We start from the raw sequence: 20619 nt of genomic DNA on the forward strand, positions 1-20619 counted from the left end.
ACCTAAAGATAATTTATTATATGTCAGGATTCTTCTTACTAATGACAGTGTTTTTTAAGAGGCTTATCTAAAATAAATACATTTAATGACAGTATTTGGATTCGTATGCCAAAATTGAGGCGATTGTCTTGGAATCTTCAATCTTGCCGGTAAAGATCATCTCCCTTAACTCCTCCAATGTATATGCCTTCACCTGGATAAATTCATTCTCATCCAAATGTTGTTTCGCAGGTTTGAGATCCCTTGCAAGAAAAATCTCTACCTTTTCATCACAAAATGCAACCGTTGTACGCAGATCCATAAGCCACTCTATATTCTCCGCCCTGTAGCCGGTCTCTTCTTCCAGTTCTCTTCTTGCGCATTCGATTCCAGGCTCTCCTGGTGCATCCAGCTTTCCTGCCGGGATTTCCAGTGTATCCCGCTCCAGTGCATTACGGTACTGTGTAACCATCAGAATCTTGCCGTCATCCATAACCGGAATTACGGCAGCCGCTCCGTCATGGTGAATAAAATCCCAGTCTTCATGATTGCCATTCGAAAATTCCATACGGTCTTTGTATATTTTTAGAACTGTTCCTGTATAAGCCAGTTCTCTGCTTACTCTTTTTACTTCGTTGCTCATAATTTACCTCCTTGCCACAACAAAAGGCAGAACCGATATTCACCGATTCTGCCTCTATTTTATCTTCTACTTGGCATAGTCTGTAACACGTGATTCACGGATTACATTGACTTTGATCTGTCCAGGATATTCGAGTTCAAACTCGATCTGTTTTGCTATATCTCTGGCCATTAATACCATATCTGCATCAGATACTTGTTCTGGAACTACCATAACACGAATCTCTCTACCTGCTTGAATTGCAAAAGATTTATCAACACCCTTGAACTGGTTGGTGATATCTTCTAATTGTTTTAACCTGTTTGTATATGTTTCTAATGTTTCTCTTCTCGCACCCGGTCTTGCAGCAGAAATCGTATCTGCAGCCTGTACAACACATGCAATCAGAGTTTCCGGTTCTACATCTCCATGATGTGCTTCGACAGCATTAATAACCGTTGCAGACTCTTTGTATTTTCTACAAAGATCCACACCAATCTGAATATGCGATCCTTCTACATCATGATCTATAGATTTACCGATGTCGTGCAGAAGTCCTGCTCTCTTAGCAGTACGGACATCCAGTCCGATTTCCCCTGCAAGAAGTCCAGATAACTGTGCAACTTCCATAGAATGTTTCAGCGCATTCTGACCATAACTTGTTCTGAACTTCATACGTCCAAGAAGCTTGATCAGTTCCGGATGGATTCCGTGAACACCGACTTCTAACGCTGCTGCTTCTCCTTCTTCACGAATCATCGTATCGACTTCTTTCTGTGCCTTTTCCACCATCTCCTCAATTCTTGCCGGATGAATACGTCCGTCAACAATTAATTTTTCAAGTGCAATACGTGCAACTTCTCTTCTTATTGGATCAAATCCGGATAAGACAACTGCTTCCGGTGTATCATCAATAATCAGTTCAACACCTGTCATCGTCTCCAGTGTACGAATATTACGTCCCTCTCTACCAATAATTCTGCCCTTCATCTCATCACTTGGAAGCTGTACTACGGAAATCGTAGTCTCAGCAACATGATCCGCGGCACAGCGCTGAATAGCAGTTACTACATATTCTTTTGCTTTCTTGTCCGCTTCTTCCTTTGCCTGGGCTTCCAGTTCTTTTACCATCTTGGCAGTGTCATGTTTCACATCTTCTTCAACAGTTTTCAACAAATATTCTTTTGCTTGTTCGGAGGTAAGTCCTGAGATTCTTTCTAGTTCCTGTACCCTTTGCTTACTCAGCTCGTCTACTTTAGTTTCACGCTGTCTGAGCTGTTCTTCCTTTGCTGCAAATCCTGCTTCACGCTTTTCTATAGCATCTGCCTTCTTGTCCAAAGTCTCTTCCTTGGAAAGTACACGCTTCTCATAACGCTGTAATTCAGCTCTGCGTTCCTTTGTCTCTTTTTCAAGTTCATTCTTGTTCTTGATAGACTCTTCTTTAATTTCCAAGAGAGACTCCTTTTTCTTTGCCTCAGCCGTCTTCACTGCATCATCAATGATCTCACGCGCCTTTGATTCTGCATTTCCGATCTTCGATTCTGCATTCTTACGCAGATTCGAAACTGTAACAAAATGACTGATGATTACACCTGCTATGACAAGCACTACTGTAACAGCAATCATAATTCCGTCCGGCACAGGAGCACCTCCTTATTTAATTTTTATTGTAAAAATACAACGTACAAATACAACACTTAAATTTTATACTGTTTTACCAAAGATGTCAAGCGCTCCCCTCAGAAACTTGTATTACTTGACGTATGTCTTCATAGCGGAATCCTTTTCTCGTCAGATAGCCCAGTATTTTGCGGGTTTGCACATGATCCGCCGTCTCCGGGTCATAATGCTTCTTTGCAAGAAGAGTCATGATCGCATGTCTGGCATCTTCATGCCCGTAGCACTCTTCCATCGCCTCGTCGATCTCATCTCTTGCGATTCCCTTCTCTGCCAACGCCGCATAAATCTCTCTCTTGCTCTTTTTATCCTTCCTGCTGTCGATAAAGCTGCGGGCATAAGCCGCATCATTGATATAACCGAAAGACTTCACATAAGCAATTACTTCCTTCACGATATCATCCGGATAGCCTCCACGCTTAAGCTTCGTACGGAGTTGCTCCTCCGTTCTCCCCATATCTGTCAGTAAATGCATGGCTCGAAGCTTTGCACGTTTCAGTACAATCTCACTCCGGATCTTCTGATATATGTCTTCTGTTATCTCCCGGCTCTCTGCCAAATGATACCGCTTAACCTCTCCCTGATAGAGAACAAATGCCGGATGTTCATCTATATAGATGCGGAACTTTGTCTTTGTCAGTGGTTCCACTCTGGTGACTGTCATTACTCTTTCTCAGCTTTCTTTGGAGTCTCTGTCTGTTCTTCTTCCTCTTCACCGTCTTCAAATGCATAGTGCTTGCGGATCTTGTGATCCAGTTCCTCCATGATATCCGGGTGTTCGGTCAGATAGTTCTTGGCATTCTCACGTCCCTGCCCGATCTTATCACCATTATACGCAAACCAGGATCCACTCTTGCTTACCAGTCCAAGGTTTACTGCGAGATCAAGGATGTCTCCTTCTTTGGAGATTCCCTTACCAAACATAATATCAAATTCTGCTTCCTTAAACGGAGGCGCAATCTTATTCTTCACAATCTTCACTCTTGTACGGTTACCGATCATCTCACCACTCTGCTTCAATGTTTCAATTCTTCTGACATCCATACGGACAGATGCGTAGAACTTCAGTGCACGTCCGCCGGTAGTTGTCTCCGGATTGCCAAACATAACACCGACTTTTTCACGCAGCTGGTTAATAAAGATCACGACGCAATTGGACTTGCTGATTACAGGCGTCAGTTTACGCAACGCCTGAGACATCAGTCTTGCCTGCAGACCAACGTGTGAATCTCCCATATCTCCTTCGATCTCCTGTCGCGGTACAAGAGCCGCTACCGAATCAATAACAATAATATCCATAGCTCCGGAGCGCACCATCGTCTCCGCAATCTCCAGCGCCTGGTCTCCACTGTCCGGCTGTGAGATATAAAGCTCATCAATATCTACACCGATATTCTTTGCATATACCGGATCCAGCGCATGCTCTGCATCGATAAAACCGGCAATACCGCCCTGCTTCTGCACTTCTGAAATCATATGAAGCGCAACCGTTGTCTTACCACTGGACTCCGGTCCGTAAATTTCTACAATTCGTCCCTTCGGCACACCGCCCATACCGAGCGCGATATCCAGACTCAGAGATCCTGTCGGAATTGTCTCAACTGCAACCTGTGCTGCCGGATCTCCCAGCTTCATAACCGTACCTTTACCGAAATCCTTCTCCAGCTTTGCAATGGCTGCATCTAATGCCTTCTTCTTATTCTCATTCTTTGTATCATTACCTGCCATAAAAGTTATCTCCTTCTCTCGTGACGAACGCATGTTCGTTTTTCTGTTTACAATAGTAGTACACTTGTTCTGTTTTGTCAATATACTTTCGTCTCTCTCTGTGAAATAATCCGGCGAAGTGCCGATGTTGAATTACAGAATGTATTTATATATTCAGCATGCTTAAATACATTTTTACTCTAGCATACTCTCCGGAACAAGTCAAAGAGAATTTCTGATATCGCCACACTTTATTTACACACGTCGATCCATTTCTTACACTGTCCGTATCGCTCCAGTTCCGGAATCGTAAGTTGGATCATGCTGTTGCCGCTTCCTGCTGCCGGATAGACCGTTTTATAAGCTTTGAGTGATTCATCCAGATATACCTCTACGCCTTCATTGACAGCAAACGGACATACGCCGCCGACCGCATGACCTACCAGCAGTTCTACTTCCTCGAATTTCAGCATATGCGCTTTGCTTCCAAACTCTGTACGGTATTTCTTATTGTCAATCTTCTTATCTCCTGCCGTTACGATCAAGATTACTTTTTCATCCAGATGAAAAGACAGTGTCTTAGCGATTCTTCCCGGCTCGCAGCCTAATACATCTGCTGCCTCTTCCACCGTTGCACTGGAACTATCTTTCTCCATGACTCTGTCTTCCATCCCATAATTCTTAAAATATGCTTTTACTTTTTCAATTGCCATGTTTTTATTCCTCGTTTTCGTCTTTTGTCATATGTAAAACATTATACTTTTTTCTTTGCACAAGCGCAACCGTCCCATATGAAATCCTTTTACCTGCAAAACCTGCCACTGATTGCTCCATCCTAATGCTATGGTGACAAAAACAGCTTTTTCATAACAAACGCAAGACATCCTCCCGGTGAACGGGCTTCTACCGTTTCATCTGCAATAACCGGGCAGGCACACACGGCTTTTCCGTTAAGGAAATACTGTACTTCACCAATCTGTTCTCCCTTTTTCACCGGCGCATGCAGATTCTTCGGAATCTTCTTTTTTACTTCCAATTTTTCATCTTTTCTCATCAGGATTTTCTCTGTTTCTTTCTGGATATGTGCCGTCAGATGTTCCCCTTTCTGGTATGGATTTCCTTTATTTACAGCATCCTTTATATATACCTGGATTCCTTCTTCATCCGGAAACTCTGCCTTTTGATAATTTTTCAGTCCATACTCCATCAGTTTTCTCGTATCTTTCCATTTATAAGAACGGTTCCCTGGCCACCCGCAGGCAAGAAGTACCACAATAAATGTCCGGTTATCACTTTTTAACGCTCCGATATAGCAGTATCCTGCTTTCGCTGTAAATCCCGTTTTTCCGCTTAGTGCCCCATCCATCATTTTCAAAAACGCATTATGATTCCGGCAGGAAAATGTCCTTGTCTGCTCGATGTTCTGGAACGAATACATCTCCTTTCGTGTAATCTCAAGAAACTGTTCTCGTTTTGGCGATTCTGTGATGCAATATCGGAAAATCCGTGCAAGATCTTCTGCTGTCGTCCGATGTGCACCTTTTTCATCTGTTCCATCCAGACCGTTCGGTGTCACAAAGTGTGTATCTTTGCATCCAATCTCTTTCGCTTTTTTATTCATTTCCACAGCAAATTCCTGTACACTCCCGGCAACGTTTTCCGCAACCAGCACTGCACTGTCGTTATGGGACTCCAGCATCAGCGAATATAACAGATCTTTCAGTCTGTAATTTTCTCCTTTCCGCACGCCGAGACGGACCTGTGGCTGTCGGCATGCCTTTTCTGATACTTTTACTTCACTGTCTGTTTTTCCTTCTTCCAGTGCCAGAATACACGTCATAATCTTCGTTGTGCTTGCCATCGGGCGCACCGCATTTCCTTCTTTTTCAAATAAAATACGCCCACTATCTGCATCCATCAGGACTGCCGACCGGGCGTATAACTGTTCTGCAAACTGTTCTCCCTCTGCTTTAACTGCAACCGGTTTCCGGCTCCACCAACTCACAAGAAAAACGATAAGCAAAATACATGCTCTGTTTCTTCTATTTTTCATATTGCACCGCCCATACATTACTATCCTAAATGTATGCAGACAGTCCAGAATCTATACATCTAATTTTAGCTGCACTTCTTCTTCCGCTTCTGATTTGAAATGCTCCACCTGTTCCGGATTCAGAACCGGAAGATCATCTACAGACTGGATACTGAATCTGCGCAGAAATTCTTCTGTCGTTCCAAACAAAATCGGTTTACCCGGCGCATCCAGCCTTCCCACTTCACAGGCAAGGTTATATTCCACCAGTTTATTCACTGCATGATCCGACTTCACACCTCTGATCTTTTCAACCTCCAGCTTCGTCACCGGCTGTTTGTACGCAATAATCGACAACGTTTCCAGCAGGACATCTGTAAGCACATACCGTCTCGGCTGTTTGGCGATACGGATCAGATAATCATAATTTTGCTTTTTCGTACATAACTGGAAAGAATCCTCCAGTTCTACGATCTGGATTCCACGGTCTTCTGCCTGGTATTTATCCATCATCTGATGGACGATCTTTCTTGTTGTCTCTTCATCGTGTTCAATGGCAGATGCAATCTTGCCAAGTTCCACAGAGTCTCCCATTGTAAATAAAATTGCTTCTATTGCGCTTTCTAATCTATTGATCTCCACTGTCTCCATACCTTTCTTCTCCTACATGCGAAGTGATCAGAATGTCATCAAACGGCTGTTCCTGACTGATACTGATCTGTCCTTCCTTCATCATCTGCAAAATCGCAAGAAATGTTACCACAACCTGTGTTTTTGAACTTTGCTTTGTCAGAAGACTCCGGAAACTAAAGTTTCTGTGTTCCTTTGCATACTCATAAACATAGCCAAGCTTGTCTGTCAGCGTCACTTCTTCTTTTTCGATTTTACCGAATTTGCTCCGCACCGGATCGACTTTGTCCACCTGACGTCTCATGACATCTTTGAAAATACGGTTCAGTTTTGCCAGCGTAAGATCTCCTAATAGCTTGTCCAGATCGACCGGCTCCACATATTCCATGACTTCTTCCGGAATAGTTGCTTCCTTGTACAGGATTCCTTCCGAATCTGTCTCTCTGTCCTTCAACTCATAGGACATGAATTTATACATCTTATATTCCAGTAACTGTTCTACTAATTCCTGTCTCGGATCTTCCTCTTCCCCGTCTTCCGTCACTTCTTTTGGAAGTAGCATCCGGCACTTAATATCCAGAAGCGTAGCCGCCATAACGAGGAACTCACTCATAATATTCAGATCTTCCCGTTCCATGGCTTTGATGTAGTCCATGTACTGGTTTGTGATCTCTACGATTGGAATATCATAAATATCTATTTTATTTTTGTCTATTAAATGTAAAAGCAGATCCAACGGACCTTCAAACACCTGTAGTTTTACCGGAATTCCCATTTCTCATCCTCACATTATTTTCATATACCGTAACTTATTTATTATACAGAATTTTCCTGTTAATTACAAGTTTTCAAATGCAATACGATAAATTCCGCCGGATTCCACAGACGGATATGAAATGTATGCGTTCCAAGACCTTTGCTTACAACACTGATTTTGTCGCCATCCCGGTACAGATCACCTGAATATTTCGGAAATAGTTCAAATGCCGGAGAAATAACCCCTAAGATTCCCGGTATTCTCACCACACCTCCATGCAGATGTCCGGACAGCACAAGATCCGCCCCCCACTTCTGATATGTCTCCATATAAGTTGGATTATGTGCAAGCAATACCTCGTACGTTGTCTCATCTGGCTGTCCGATCCGTTCGATTATTTCTTCCACAGTAAGCGTACCTTTCCGGAAACGCCGATAACAGGCTAACGGAATCTCCAGCCCGCGAAGTGTGATATTATACTCCGCAAAACGCACTGTTTCATTTTCCAGAAAATGTACTCCGTAAGCCTCCAATACTTCTTTGTATTCCACATAAGAATATTGATAATCTTCCGGGTTCTCTTTCATACGCTGCTCGTGGTTACCACTCGCACAATAAACCGGGCAGATCCCGGTTATTTCTTTTACAAAAGAAAGCGCCGGCGTATAATCGGTATCTTCTTTTCCGATCAACATATCACCGCCAATCCAGATAAAATCCGGATCAGACTCACGGATCGCTTTTACAAGGTTCTCATTATTCTGTCCGTATTGCTGATTATGAAGATCACTTAAAAATACAATTTTCTTTTCTTTCCCTTCCGGAATATTCAGTTTTTCAGATACGATCGCATAATCGGTTCTCTTAAAACAATGTACTTCTCTGTAAATCTCGATTCCGGCAAGAATAGCCAGAACGAGAATAATTTCTGCTATGATCTGCACGGCTTACTCTCCTTTTGCCCTCTTAAATGCCTGCAACAGTGTACGAATATCTGCGAATGCATAATCCGGCATATATTCTGTCTCTTTTAAGTCTTCCGGCTTTGCTTCCCCTGTATAGACGAGTGCCGTCTGCACTCCGGCATTGATGCCACAGGCAATATCCGTATACAAACGGTCTCCGACTACCAGCACTTCTTCCGGCCTGGCATTCACCTGTTCCATACACATCCGTACAATCTCCGGATTCGGTTTCCCGACATAATAAGGCGTCCGGTCAACCGTCACTTTTAACATTTCACAGATTCCACCACAATCCGGCACAAAGCCGAACGCTGTCGGACAACGGTAATCTGGATTTGTACCGATATAATCCACTTCCGTGCGAAGAAGCAATTCACAGGCTGTCTCGATTTTTCCATAATGAAGCGTCCGGTCAAATCCTGCCACAACACAGGCAACATCCGGCTCTACCTGCTCTGTTACAAACAATCCACATTCTTCTACTTCTTTTCTGAAAGATGGTGTACCGAGAACGAAAAGCTTTTTTCCGGCATAGTGCGCTTTCAAATACTCACAGGTTGCATAAGATGCTGTCATAAACTGGGATGCCTCCGCCCGGATCCCCCAGCGGGCAAATTTTTCTATATAATCTTTTCTGCTTTTCACAGAATTATTTGTGATATAAAAGGATTTTCCTCCAATTTCCTCTATATAATCCAGCAGTTCTTTTGTTCCGTCATATAAAGTCTCGTCCACTGCCAATGTTCCGTCTATGTCAAATAAAAAATATCTTTTGTCTTTCAGCATATATGTTCTCCTTCATTTCATTCAGTAACAGTATATAATTAATGTCAGGACTTTGCAAACAGAAAAGAAGACGCAAACTCCCGGATAACATCAAATAATCTCTGTCTGCCGATACTTTCTTTCGATACAACCGGAACAGTTCCAATCGACTTTCCATCCAGTGTATATTCTATTGTTCCCACTTTGTCACCTTTCTTCACCGGTGCATGCAGATTCTTCTTTATATGAAGAGAACGCTTGATTTTGGATATATCTTCTCCCTGTGACAGGACATAGGAAAACCTTTTTTCCGTCATAATTTTAAACATATCTTTTTTGCCGCGTATCAGTTTTATCTCTTTTAATTTCAGATTTTCTTTCTCCCGGTATACTTTGCATGAGCCGAATCCATATTCCAGAAGAGAAATGGCATCTTTCATCCGCTTCTTACTGTCATCTGCCGCCATGATCACTGCGATCAGTTCTACATCGTCTTTTTTTGCAGTCGCAGAAATGCAGAATTTTGCTTTTCCGGTAGAACCTGTTTTCAGTCCGGTTGCATATGCATAATGCCTGATCAGTTTATTCGTATTGCTAAGTCCGAATGTTGTCTTTCCTTTTTTCGTCTCGTGTGTAATGTCTTCCATCCAGATTTTGCAATACTTTTCAATCTGAGGGTGTTTACGCAGCATCTCTCTCGACATTTTTGCAATATCTCTTGCTGTTGTCTCATGTCCGTCTGTATCCAGACCGTTACAGTTCTTAAAATGTGTATGCATCATTCCCAGCTCTTCTGCTCGCTTATTCATCTGTCCGACAAACACTTTCTCACTGCCTCCGACATGTTCTGCCATTGCCACTGCCGCATCATTGGCGCTTGCCACAGCAATACATTTGATCATCGTCTTAACGCTCTGTGTCTCTCCCGGTTCAAGAAATACCTGGGAACCACCCATAGATGCAGCATACTCAGAAACGGTCACCGGATCTTCCAGTTTTATTTTTCCAGCATCCAGTGCGTCAAATACAAGCAGAAGTGTCATAATCTTCGTTACGCTTGCAGGCGGGCGTTTCTCATCTGCATTCTTTTCATACAAAACTTTCCCAGTCGATACTTCCATTAAAAGAGCAGACGGAGCCGATACCATTTCTTTTGTATCCTCTGTCTCCTTCTGCTCTTTTTCTTCATTATCTGTATTTTCTGTAGTTTCCCTTTCTTCTTCCGCCAGACTTAAGATACTGCTCTGGCAGGTCATCATAACAACCGCTAGCAAAAACACTATCCCTCTTTTTATAATCTGTTTCATCCGGCATCCACCAATTTTATGTAGTTACTACTAATATAATAAATGCTTACATAAAATATGAGTAAAATCTATTTTTCCTCCGGGTTCTCCTCTTCATACTTTTCTTTGTTTGCTCTTGCTGTTTCTATCGCTCTCTTGAAATAAATGATACTGCATCTAACCGTTATCACTGTTCCAATACCTGCCGCTGCAATTCCTTCTATACCACCTGCTTTAATTCCATTTATTACAGCACCTGCGCCAACACTACAGATCATCCATGCAGCTCCCATAGTTGCATAAAACAGTTCTACTTTCTTGCTGGAATGTCTGAGATTTTTTTCCGGCAGGTAACGTTCCAGATAGGAACCACACCACATGAACACTATAATAAGACCAATCAACAATATGCTTCGTCCTTTTAGTAGCAATACATTTCCTTCTGGCCAGAACAGTACATTCAACATCCATACCGGATCCCCCCATAATATCGGCAATAATATTAATACATATGGTAAAGTCATCAACAGATAAATAATCAGCTGAAACCTGTGCATCGTATTTTCTCTTACTGTTCCCATAAGCATCTTTTCGGTCTCTTCTTTATAATGCTCCGGTTCTATCTTTTTCCCGGCCAACAGTTCACTTACTTCGATATCCAGCTCTCTGCAAATCTCCTCGATCAGATTCACATCTGGAAAGGACCTTCCGTTTTCCCATTTGGAAACTGCACGGTCTGTTACATTCAGTCTGTCTCCTAATTCTTTCTGTGTCAGATTTTTTTCATGTCTGCACTGTGCTATAAATTTTCCCGTCTTCCGTACATCAATCATATTCTGTACTCCTCTCTGATTCACTGCCCATATCATAACATAATTTCTTATTTTTCTCACCACACTGTCAGTTGAGTTATATTTTCATCCTTCAAATTGTGTATTTCGCATGATTTTTTCTTGAAAATACAAGTTTTTCGTGTCATAATATAACACAATACATCTATAAGGAATGCTTATCATTAGAGGAGGTTTTAACATGCAAAAAAGAAGTAGTTTTTCCGGCAAGCTCGGTTTCGTACTGGCAGCCGCCGGATCTGCGGTAGGACTCGGTAACATCTGGCGATTCCCCTACCTCGCTGCAAAATATGGTGGAGGAACGTTTTTATTTATTTACCTGATCTTGGCAGTCACATTTGGTTTTACACTGATGACCGCAGAGATCGCAATCGGACGTAAGACAGGACTCAGCGCCATTGGTGCTTTCACTATACTTGATAAAAGATTCAAGTTTCTCGGTATTCTGGCATCAGCAGTGCCGATCATTATTTTCCCGTATTATTCCGTTATCGGTGGATGGGTTGTCAAATACTTTTTCGTATTTGTCACTGGTTCCGGTCACGCAGCAGCGGGCGACAGTTATTTTACAGATTTCATTGGCAGAACATTCGAACCGATCGGATGGTTTTTCTTGTTTATTGCAGTTACAGCAGTTATCGTTGGTTTTGGTGTAGAGCAGGGTATCGAAAAGGTCAGCAAATTCATGATGCCGATCCTCGTTCTTCTAACTCTGTTCGTTGCCTTATATGGACTGACGATCGACGGTGCCATGGACGGACTTTCTTACTATCTGAAACCACATATGGCTGACGTATCCGCGAAGACAATCCTTGCAGCTATGGGACAGCTCTTTTATTCCATGTCACTTGCCATGGGTATTATGATCACATATGGTTCCTATATGAAGAAAGAAAATCATCTGGAAAGTTCTGTACGACAGATTGAAATATTCGATACCGGTGTTGCTTTCCTTGCAGGTCTTATGATTATCCCAGCAGTATTCTCATTTTCCGGTGGTGACAGTTCTGCACTGCAGGCAGGTCCGGGGCTAATGTTCATTACACTTCCAAAAGTATTTGGCAATATGAAATTTGGCAATGTTGTCGGAACAGTATTTTTCCTGCTTGTGTTCTTTGCGGCGCTTACTTCCGCAATTTCACTGATGGAGACGATTGTATCAATCTTAAGAGATAAACTTGGCTGGACAAGAAAAGGAACCTGTGTGTTTGTAACAATTCTGGCACTTGTTATGGGTGTTCCGTCTTCTCTCGGATTCGGTCCACTCAGTTTCATTTCCTGGATGGGAATGTCTGTACTTGATATTATGGACTTTGTCAGCAACAGCGTACTAATGCCGATCGTAGCATTCTTCACCTGTATCTTTATCGGTTTTGTAATTAAGCCATCTACGATCGCAGACGAAGTAAAAGTGACAGATGGAACGTTTAAAGGCGAAAAATTATTTGCAGTTATGATCAAATGGATCGCTCCGATCTTCCTTGTGCTGATCCTCTTAAGTTCCGTAGCAAGTGCATTAGGAATCTTTACTCTGTAAGAAGTATATTGCAACTACAGGAATACATTATACACCAACAGCAGAATATGATAATTTGGGACTTTCTTCCCAAGATAAAACGGACAGGATTTCAGTTAATATTTTCTAAAATCCTGTCCGCTGTTTATTTGATTACCAGAAGCTCGTAAAAATCGCCATTGACTGACTGCCTTTTGAATCTTTCCATCCATAGACTGTCTGGCAAGATCTGAGCAGGCTTCTTTGCCTATCTCTTTCCACCCATATGGAATACCGCCAGTACACCCGGACCGGTATGGCTTCCAATCACGGTTCCGATATTATTGATAAGAATATTCTCCACTCCCATCTTCTCACGGACAACTTTTGCCAGATATTCTGCATCTTCCGGGCAGTCTCCATGTGTGATCATGATAATCTCATTATCCCATCCTTTTGAACGCTCTACAGACATATCTACAATCTTCTGGATAGAACGTTTTCTTCCTCTCTCTTTACCGATCACCTGCAGCTTACCTTCGTCATCTACATGGATGATCGGCTTAATCTGTACCATTGTTCCGAGAACTGCCGCTGTCTTTGACACACGCCCGCCTCTCTGCAGATGATGCAGGTCATCTACTGTGACATTGTGGCAGACATGTAATTTATTCTGCTCTACCCAGTCTGCAAGTTCTTCAACGGACATGCCTTCCTTCTTATGTTTCAGTGCATAATACAGAAGAAGTCCTTCTCCCATACAAGCACACAACGTGTCAATCACGATGATCTTACGCTCCGGATATTCTTCTTTCAGCTCTTCTGCCGCAATCCGCATACTGTTATATGTACCGCTGAGTCCGGAAGAAAATGCCAGATGAAGGATATCTTTTCCCTCTCTTACAATCTTCTCCAGACCTTCTTTTGCCTGCTCCGGGTTTACCTGTGTCGTCACAGCCATCTTTCCTTCTCTTAACTTTTGGAAAAATTCCTTTGACGTAAGACCTGACATATCATCATAAGTTTCCTTATCTATCGTATATTTTAACGGAATCACCGGAACAGCTCTCTTCTCAAGCCATTCCTTTGGTAAGTCAACTGTACTGTTGACAGAAATTACATATTCACTCATCTTTCAAATCCTCCTATTTCTTAGGTTGGCTACATTATACCACCTGGAAACAGGATATGCAAAACATAATACTACACCAACTTACACCAAAATTACACCAAAATTATTACGGTTTGTTCACATTTTCCAGCGTATCAGTTTAACCGTATATGCAGATAACTCCACCCGGACAATGTCTTATTAAAACAGATACTACACACCACAACGATACATCCGATCAGAAAACCGATCCAGTTAAAGAGAGCAGTCAATATAAGCAATTGAAGCCGCATAAATTTGAGTGCATAGCCAAGTTCAAAATTCGGCTGGGTGTAATTAGCGACAGCCACAAAAGCCATGTATAACATTACCTCACTGTTAAACCAGCCGGACTTTACAGAAAATTCTCCCATCACAAGACCTGCGATCACACTGAGCGGTGTGCTTAACATACTCGGTGTATTAAGAGCTGCAAGTCTTAATCCGTCAATTGCAATCTCCAGAATCAACAATTGGAAAATAAGCGGAATATTTATCATATCTTTTACTGCCACAAACGCAAACATTTTCGGGAGCCAGTTCAAATTCTGCATAAGCAGAAGAAACACCGGTGTTAAAAAAATCGTCAAAAAGCTAATCAGCCCTCTCGCTGATTTCAGATACACTCTTGTAAGTGTTGGAAAATAATAATCATTTGCTTCCTCTATGACGTCCAGGATCGATGTCGGCAAGATCATCGCTGATGGAGAATTATCTACCAGCAGAACCACTTTTCCTTCAAAAAGACATGCCGCAGCCGTATCCGGTCGTTCTGTAAACTTAAATTTCGGAAATGGATTGTACCACTTTCTCTTCATCAGACATTCTGCAAGACTCTGTTGGTTCATTCTGAGATCATCGGTTCGGATTGAAAGGACTTTCTGTCTTAAATCGCAGAGAATCTCCTTGTTCACCCGGTCTTTCATATAGCAGATGGCAATATCTGTGCGCGAACTGTCGCCAACCTCCTGCATCTCCATTACAAGATGCTCGCTCCTTATCCTTCGTCTTATCATTGCCGTATTGCTGACAACAGTCTCGACAAAACCATCTCTGGAACCACGAAGTGATTTATCTTTATCCGGCTCTTCCACACTTCTTGCTGGATAAGTACGGCAATCGATTGCGATTGCCCCCTCATAGCCATCCACAAAAAGACAGGTAACACCAGAAAACAGATTTTTTAACACCTGGTCAAAATCTTCTATTAGCTCTACTTCCGTATAGGGAATCGCCATTTCCATAAATTGCAGAATCCCTGCCGGCATATCTTCTTTTTTGATCTTTAAAAGTGCATCCATCAGCTTTAACATATCATCGTCTTTATTCAGACCATTGATAAAATAAAAAGAAGCCATCCTTTCGCCGATCATCAGATCGCGCTGAATCAGGTCAAAGCTCTCCCTCATCGGGAGAGTCTGATTCATATAGGATGTGCTTTCTTCTCTTGAAGCGGTAATCTTTTTCCCGTCTTTCATATATGTTCACCCTCCACTGTCTTACTGACAGTTAGGATGTCCTTTTTCTTTTATCTTATTCACTCTTTGTGGTGCTTCCGAATCCTCCGTTGCGTACTTCTTCTACATCATCATCGACGGTAATTCCATATTCAACGAAAATTCCCTGCATAAATCCGGTACCTTCTTTTAATTCGACTTCTTTCCCTTCTTTTCCGTCATTTGTCAGCTTTGCGAAAATATGTCCCTCATTATCGGAGCCATAATAATCGCTGTCAATAATTCCAACTGTATTATTAAGCTGCAGACGGTATTTGAATCCAAGACCACTTCTCGGATAGCATTTCAGTACCCAGTTTTCATCCATCTTCACACGAATTCCTGTCGGAACTTTTAATGTCTCCTGCACTTTTAATGTCTTCGTCACAGGCATGAAGAAATCATATCCTGCCGAACCTGCTGTTGCTCGTCTTGGAAGTTTTATTTTTTCATAAATTCCCCGGATTTCTTCATCCGAAACATCTCCGAATGCATCTTTGTATCCTTCTTTAAACTGTACAAAACTTACTTTTTCAAACTGTGCAATTCTCTTAGCCATATCATAATTCTCCTTATTTTGATCAACTATCATATAGCATACCATTATTTAGTTCCCACATTCAATACTGATTTCATTAAACATTGTAAGAATATCATCAATAGAGGTTGCTTCTTTTTCCTCTTTCTTCTTATCTAAAACAATTTTTCCCTGATGCATCATAAGAAGCCGATTCCCATACTCTACTGCATAACGGAGATTATGTGTTACCATAATCGTTGTAAGATTTTTCTCCTTTACGATTTGATCGGTCAGTTCCATGATAAGGTCTGCCGTCTTTGGATCTAACGCTGCCGTATGCTCATCGAGGATCAGATAATCAATCGGTGTCATCGTTGACATCAGAAGTGCCATCGCCTGTCTCTGACCACCGGACAATACACCGACTTTCACACTCATCTTATCTTCCAGTCCGAGATTCAGTCTGGATAACTGTTCTCTGTAATAAGAAATGCGGTTCTTATTTGTTCCCCGCAAAAGTCCATACATTTTTCCTTTGTTGTCGGCAAGTGCCATATTTTCAAGGATCGTCATGGAAGGACAGGTTCCCATCGCTGGATTCTGGTATACTCTTCCAATCCGGAGATTTCTTTTATATTCTTTTTCTTTTGTAATATCCTTTCCATCCATCAGAATACTGCCTTTTTCCGGTGAAATACTGCCACAGATCAGATTCAGCATAGATGTCTTGCCGGAGCCGTTGCTTCCAACTACGGATACAAATTCACCTTTTCCAATCTGAAGTCCAAAATCATCAAACAGACACATCTCATTGACTGTTCCCGGATTATAATATTTGTGAATTCCTTTTAATTCTAACATCTATTTCACCTTCGTCTTTCTTTCCATACTGATGACCAAAATGATCAGGAATAATACTGCTGTGATCAGCTTCATTGCCTGCGGTTCAAAGTTACGGATTGCAACCGCCACACATGCTTTGTAAATGATCGAACCGATAATGACCGCTGTTGTCGTCTTTACATACGAGATTTTCTTGAAAATACTTGTTCCGATGATTACGCTCGCAAGTCCGATAACGATCGCACCTGTTCCCATGGAGATTTCAAACACACGCTCTTCCTGTGCAAATACACATCCTGCCAGAGATACAAGTCCATTTGCAATTGCAAGTCCTAATATTTTCACATTGCCCTGATCTTTTGCAAGTGCAGTTACGACTGTCTCGTTATCTCCGACTGCCCGGAGCAGGTATCCGGACTTTGTATTCATATAAAAATCCAGAATGATCTTGCATACAACCGCAAGGATGAGTACGACGATCAGCGTCACATAACTTTTCATACTCTCCGGTACAATTCCTGTCAGAAAATCATTTTTAAAAATACTGTCCTGAGAAAAAAGCGGTACATTCGCTGTACCTGCAATGTAAAGATTTACAGTCCACAGTGCCGTCATCATAATAATTCCGGACAGCAGATCTCTTACTTTACATTTCACATGAATCAGTCCGGTGCATACACCTGCCAGCACTCCTGCCAAAAAGGAAACCGGCAGTGTCAGATAAGGATTCATCCCTCTTGTAATGAGAGCAGCCGTTACAGCTGCTCCCAGAGGGAAACTTCCATCTACCGTCAGATCCGGAAAATCCAGTATCTTATAAGTAATATATACACCCAGTGCCAATATTGCATATATCAGCCCCTGTTCTAAAATCGTTACGATAAAATCCATGAAACTTCCTCCCAAAACATTACTTTCTTAATTCTTCTTATTTATCTGCCTTTTTGCTTGCTGTGATCTCGTCAAAACTCTCTACTGCACTCTTGGATAGTTCATCCGGAACTTTGATTCCAAGATTAGAAGCTACTTTTTTATTTACATAGAAACCAGGTTTTTTAATGGTTTCATAGTTCATTTCTTCTGCTTTCTTTTCACCTTTTAATACCTGTGCTGCCATCTTACCTGTCTGCTCTCCAAGTGCAATGTAATCCAGTCCTTCTGCTGCAAGGCATCCGATCTTAACCTGTTCGATCTCACTTCCGAATACCGGGATCTTCTTTGCATTTGCTTTGTCAAGAATTGTCGGCAGGGAAGATACGACCGTGTTGTCTGTCAGGTTTGTGATGCAGTCCACTTTGCTTAACAGATCATCTGCAGCAAGTGAAACATCTGCTGTTGTTGAGATTCCTTTCTTCACAAGTGTAAATCCATAATCTTTTACAAGGCTTTCATATTCTTTGATCGCAGATACAGAATTTGCTTCACTCGTTGTATACATGATTCCGATCTTTTTTGCATCCGGTAACATCTTACGGATCATTTCCAGCTGTTCTTTTATCGGAAGTTTGTCAGATGTTCCGGTTGTATTTCCTACGGCTTCGCCATCTTTGTCTGCAAGTTCAGCACTTACCGGATCGGTAACGGCTGTATAAATAACCGGAATGTCTTTGTCCATTGCTGCATTGTATGCACTCTGTGCACTTGGTGTTGCGATCGCACAGATCAGGTCCACTTTATCTGAAACAAAACTGTCCGAAATCTGTCCGGCAGTTCCCATATCTGCGGCTGCATTCTTATACTTAACTTTCAGATTCTTGCCTTCTTTGATTCCTTCGTCTTCCAGTCCTTTTAAGAAACCTTCCCGGCAGTTGTCCAGTGAACCGTGCTCTGCGAACTGTTCAATACCGATTGTGTAACTATCTTTCTTTGCTTCACTCTTTGTCTCTGACTTTCCACATCCTGCCATCATCGTTGCTGCCATCATTGTTGCTAATACTGCTGCTAATACTCTTTTTTTCATTGTCTTTTTCTCCTTTTTCTGTGTTTATTGATTTTTGTTTCCTGTTAGGAGAGAAAAATGATCGGGACCGACTGACAGATAAGGAAGTCTTATAAAATAAGAAAACCGCCTCAAACCTATCGGTTTGAGACGGTAATATTATTCTGAAATATTATCGCGGTACCACTCAACTTGACGAATCGTCCACTTTTCTCATGTACTAACATACACTCCTGATTGATAACGGGTTCGGTTCCCGACAAGCCCTACTCTCAAAGATTTCAGACTGCCCTCGAAAGGCCATTCAATTATCCATTCCATACGATGTTCCACCACCCATCGCTCTCTGTAATGTCATCAGATAATCTACTACTCTTTCTCAACGGTTTTGCTTATCTACAATCACTACTTTACTTCATTAAAGTATATTTGTCAAGAACAACTTTGATTAATTTTGTAACTCAAATTTTTAACTAATCTTTAATAACCGGAATTGGTGTGTCATCTTTTGCGTCGAGATCGTTGATGTATTTCTTCGTTTCACTGACGATAACATTTGACAACAACAATACTGCCACAAGGTTTGGTATCGCCATCAGCGCATTCAATGTATCTGCGATCAGCCATACAAGATCCAGCGCTACAACCGGTGCGATAACTGCAACTGCCACATACAGGCAACGATACAGTAATAATACTTTTTTGCCGGCAAAATATTCTACACAGCGTTCTCCGTAATATGCCCATCCAAGAACAGTAGAATATGCAAATGAAATAATACCAAGTGTCAGAATGATCGGTCCAAGAACCGGAATCTGACCAAATGCAAGAGATGTCAAGACACCACCATCCGGGATCTCATCTGCATTAATCGATGGGTTCTTCATAATTGTTGTTACAAGTACAAGACCTGTCATTGCACATACAACAACAGTATCCCAGAATGTTCCTGTAGAAGATACCAGAGCCTGACGGACCGGATTCCTTGTCTGTGCTGCCGCTGCTGCGATCGGCGCAGATCCAAGACCGGATTCATTGGAGAAAAGCCCTCTTGCTACACCAAACCGGAGTGCCATCATAATTCCGCTTCCTACCAGACCACCTGCTGCTGCGCCTGGTGTAAATGCAAGCCGACATATGACTCCAAGTGCTGGAATTATGTAATCATAATTCATACAGAGAATCACGATACATCCCAGTACATAGAAAATTGCCATAAATGGAACAAGCTTCTCACATACATTTGCAATCGCTTTGATTCCACCGAAAATAACAATTGCTGTTAATATTGCAACTACCACACCTACCAGCCATCTTGGAATGTGGAAGTTTGTATAGCAGACTGTTGCAATTGCGTTCACCTGCGTTGCACATCCGATACCGAATGAAGCAAATCCTCCGAAAATAGCAAACAGAAGACCTAACCACTTCATATTCAATCCACGCTCCAACGCATACATAGCACCACCCTGCATACGTCCATCGTCTGTCTTTACACGATACTTCACCGCGATCAGTGACTCTGCATATTTTGTTGCGATTCCAAAAACGCCGGTAAGCCAGATCCAGAGAACTGCCCCCGGTCCACCAAGAGCGATTGCTGTTCCTACACCTATAATATTACCAGTTCCGATTGTTGCCGCCAGAGCAGTCGTAAGCGCACCAAACTGTGATACTTCTCCTTCTGCTTCCGGATCCTTTGTTACAGATAACTTGATTCCTTTTGTTACGGACTTCCACTGGATGAATCCTGTCCGGAAAGTCATATAAAGATGAGTTCCAAACAAGAGTATGATCATCGGCCAGCCCCATACAACACCATTAATTGCGGTAACGACAGAATTAATTGCTTCTAACATAATGTGCCCCCTTTTCATGAATTCTCTGTCCTTAAGTTACTGTACA

At 42.1% G+C, this 20619-nt stretch carries 20 protein-coding genes and 1 other annotated feature; of the genes, 1 reads left to right on the forward strand and 19 read right to left on the reverse strand.

Translation table 11 applies throughout. The annotated features are described in order from the left end of the window. Positions 1–82: 82 nt before the first annotated feature. The 12 genes from H8S07_RS00370 to H8S07_RS00425 form a co-directional block, all read right to left on the reverse strand. A complete protein-coding gene (locus tag H8S07_RS00370) occupies positions 83–622 on the reverse strand; it encodes an NUDIX hydrolase (protein WP_118287849.1) in 540 nt (179 codons plus the stop codon). A gap of 66 nt (positions 623–688) precedes the next feature. Further along, complete coding sequence (gene rny, locus H8S07_RS00375; protein WP_207722368.1) at positions 689–2227, reverse strand: ribonuclease Y; 1539 nt, start codon at positions 2225–2227, stop codon at positions 689–691. 100 nt (positions 2228–2327) lie between these two features. Continuing rightward, positions 2328–2942 (reverse strand): regulatory protein RecX, encoded by a 615-nt coding sequence (locus tag H8S07_RS00380; RefSeq protein ID WP_118287848.1) that lies wholly within the window; start codon positions 2940–2942, stop codon positions 2328–2330. Next, positions 2942–4006: a recombinase RecA gene (gene recA, locus H8S07_RS00385; RefSeq protein ID WP_021860526.1), complete on the reverse strand. Its 1065-nt coding sequence runs from the start codon at positions 4004–4006 to the stop codon at positions 2942–2944. The genes H8S07_RS00380 and recA overlap by 1 nt, the downstream gene beginning before the upstream one ends. A gap of 230 nt (positions 4007–4236) precedes the next feature. After that, entirely contained in the window at positions 4237–4698 is a 462-nt protein-coding gene (locus H8S07_RS00390; RefSeq protein WP_021860527.1) for a YbaK/EbsC family protein, read from the reverse strand. Positions 4699–4826: 128 nt separating this feature from the next. Then, positions 4827–6038: a D-alanyl-D-alanine carboxypeptidase family protein gene (locus H8S07_RS00395; RefSeq protein WP_186855200.1), complete on the reverse strand. Its 1212-nt coding sequence runs from the start codon at positions 6036–6038 to the stop codon at positions 4827–4829. Positions 6039–6089: 51 nt separating this feature from the next. Beyond that, positions 6090–6668, reverse strand: coding sequence for an SMC-Scp complex subunit ScpB (gene scpB, locus H8S07_RS00400; protein WP_021860529.1), 579 nt, complete (start codon positions 6666–6668; stop codon positions 6090–6092). Continuing rightward, entirely contained in the window at positions 6646–7422 is a 777-nt protein-coding gene (locus tag H8S07_RS00405) for a segregation and condensation protein A (protein ID WP_021860530.1), read from the reverse strand. The genes scpB and H8S07_RS00405 overlap by 23 nt, the downstream gene beginning before the upstream one ends. 59 nt (positions 7423–7481) lie before the next feature. Then, on the reverse strand, positions 7482–8348 hold the full coding sequence (locus tag H8S07_RS00410; protein ID WP_330416704.1) for a metallophosphoesterase: 867 nt from the start codon (positions 8346–8348) through the stop codon (positions 7482–7484). 3 nt (positions 8349–8351) lie between these two features. Further along, complete coding sequence (locus H8S07_RS00415) at positions 8352–9155, reverse strand: HAD-IIA family hydrolase (protein ID WP_117537160.1); 804 nt, start codon at positions 9153–9155, stop codon at positions 8352–8354. Between the two features lie 44 nt (positions 9156–9199). Next, positions 9200–10441, reverse strand: coding sequence for a D-alanyl-D-alanine carboxypeptidase family protein (locus tag H8S07_RS00420; protein WP_330411786.1), 1242 nt, complete (start codon positions 10439–10441; stop codon positions 9200–9202). Between the two features lie 68 nt (positions 10442–10509). Then, on the reverse strand, positions 10510–11253 hold the full coding sequence (locus H8S07_RS00425; RefSeq protein WP_158570014.1) for a helix-turn-helix domain-containing protein: 744 nt from the start codon (positions 11251–11253) through the stop codon (positions 10510–10512). 199 nt (positions 11254–11452) lie between these two features. Between H8S07_RS00425 and H8S07_RS00430 the strand changes: the two genes are divergently transcribed. Next, a complete protein-coding gene (locus tag H8S07_RS00430) occupies positions 11453–12808 on the forward strand; it encodes a sodium-dependent transporter (protein WP_186855201.1) in 1356 nt (451 codons plus the stop codon). A gap of 226 nt (positions 12809–13034) precedes the next feature. On the opposite strand, the gene H8S07_RS00435 is transcribed toward H8S07_RS00430, so the two are convergent. The 7 genes from H8S07_RS00435 to H8S07_RS00465 form a co-directional block, all read right to left on the reverse strand. Next, on the reverse strand, positions 13035–13898 hold the full coding sequence (locus H8S07_RS00435; protein ID WP_118287844.1) for a DegV family protein: 864 nt from the start codon (positions 13896–13898) through the stop codon (positions 13035–13037). Positions 13899–14032: 134 nt separating this feature from the next. After that, positions 14033–15394, reverse strand: a complete 1362-nt coding sequence (locus tag H8S07_RS00440) for a spore germination protein (protein WP_021861039.1) — start codon at positions 15392–15394, stop codon at positions 14033–14035. 55 nt (positions 15395–15449) lie between these two features. Next, positions 15450–15971 carry a dCTP deaminase/dUTPase family protein gene (locus H8S07_RS00445; RefSeq protein ID WP_021861040.1) on the reverse strand — a complete coding sequence of 174 codons (522 nt, stop codon included), beginning with the start codon at positions 15969–15971 and terminating at the stop codon, positions 15450–15452. 48 nt (positions 15972–16019) lie between these two features. Next, positions 16020–16793, reverse strand: a complete 774-nt coding sequence (locus tag H8S07_RS00450) for an ABC transporter ATP-binding protein (RefSeq protein WP_118287843.1) — start codon at positions 16791–16793, stop codon at positions 16020–16022. Then, positions 16794–17666, reverse strand: coding sequence for an ABC transporter permease (locus H8S07_RS00455; RefSeq protein WP_118287842.1), 873 nt, complete (start codon positions 17664–17666; stop codon positions 16794–16796). Positions 17667–17703: 37 nt separating this feature from the next. After that, positions 17704–18735 (reverse strand): ABC transporter substrate-binding protein, encoded by a 1032-nt coding sequence (locus tag H8S07_RS00460; protein ID WP_186855202.1) that lies wholly within the window; start codon positions 18733–18735, stop codon positions 17704–17706. Between the two features lie 122 nt (positions 18736–18857). Further along, positions 18858–19106: a binding site (T-box leader), on the reverse strand. A gap of 81 nt (positions 19107–19187) precedes the next feature. After that, positions 19188–20573, reverse strand: a complete 1386-nt coding sequence (locus H8S07_RS00465) for an alanine/glycine:cation symporter family protein (RefSeq protein WP_118287840.1) — start codon at positions 20571–20573, stop codon at positions 19188–19190. Positions 20574–20619: the final 46 nt, after the last annotated feature.

Source organism: Dorea hominis, assembly GCF_014287705.1.
Lineage (GTDB): Bacteria > Bacillota > Clostridia > Lachnospirales > Lachnospiraceae > Dorea_D > Dorea_D hominis.

Coding starts and splice junctions, on each gene's coding strand:
- H8S07_RS00415 (WP_117537160.1), bottom strand. CDS start 9,155: ATGCTGAAAGACAAAAGATATTTTTTATTTGACATAGACGGAACATTG.
- H8S07_RS00435 (WP_118287844.1), bottom strand. CDS start 13,898: ATGAGTGAATATGTAATTTCTGTCAACAGTACAGTTGACTTACCAAAG.
- H8S07_RS00395 (WP_186855200.1), bottom strand. CDS start 6,038: ATGAAAAATAGAAGAAACAGAGCATGTATTTTGCTTATCGTTTTTCTT.
- H8S07_RS00405 (WP_021860530.1), bottom strand. CDS start 7,422: ATGGGAATTCCGGTAAAACTACAGGTGTTTGAAGGTCCGTTGGATCTG.
- H8S07_RS00430 (WP_186855201.1), top strand. CDS start 11,453: ATGCAAAAAAGAAGTAGTTTTTCCGGCAAGCTCGGTTTCGTACTGGCA.
- H8S07_RS00380 (WP_118287848.1), bottom strand. CDS start 2,942: ATGACAGTCACCAGAGTGGAACCACTGACAAAGACAAAGTTCCGCATC.
- H8S07_RS00445 (WP_021861040.1), bottom strand. CDS start 15,971: ATGGCTAAGAGAATTGCACAGTTTGAAAAAGTAAGTTTTGTACAGTTT.
- H8S07_RS00465 (WP_118287840.1), bottom strand. CDS start 20,573: ATGTTAGAAGCAATTAATTCTGTCGTTACCGCAATTAATGGTGTTGTA.
- H8S07_RS00460 (WP_186855202.1), bottom strand. CDS start 18,735: ATGAAAAAAAGAGTATTAGCAGCAGTATTAGCAACAATGATGGCAGCA.
- H8S07_RS00425 (WP_158570014.1), bottom strand. CDS start 11,253: ATGATTGATGTACGGAAGACGGGAAAATTTATAGCACAGTGCAGACAT.
- H8S07_RS00390 (WP_021860527.1), bottom strand. CDS start 4,698: ATGGCAATTGAAAAAGTAAAAGCATATTTTAAGAATTATGGGATGGAA.
- H8S07_RS00455 (WP_118287842.1), bottom strand. CDS start 17,666: ATGGATTTTATCGTAACGATTTTAGAACAGGGGCTGATATATGCAATA.
- recA (WP_021860526.1), bottom strand. CDS start 4,006: ATGGCAGGTAATGATACAAAGAATGAGAATAAGAAGAAGGCATTAGAT.
- rny (WP_207722368.1), bottom strand. CDS start 2,227: ATGATTGCTGTTACAGTAGTGCTTGTCATAGCAGGTGTAATCATCAGT.
- H8S07_RS00440 (WP_021861039.1), bottom strand. CDS start 15,394: ATGAAAGACGGGAAAAAGATTACCGCTTCAAGAGAAGAAAGCACATCC.
- H8S07_RS00450 (WP_118287843.1), bottom strand. CDS start 16,793: ATGTTAGAATTAAAAGGAATTCACAAATATTATAATCCGGGAACAGTC.
- H8S07_RS00420 (WP_330411786.1), bottom strand. CDS start 10,441: ATGAAACAGATTATAAAAAGAGGGATAGTGTTTTTGCTAGCGGTTGTT.
- scpB (WP_021860529.1), bottom strand. CDS start 6,668: ATGGAGACAGTGGAGATCAATAGATTAGAAAGCGCAATAGAAGCAATT.
- H8S07_RS00370 (WP_118287849.1), bottom strand. CDS start 622: ATGAGCAACGAAGTAAAAAGAGTAAGCAGAGAACTGGCTTATACAGGA.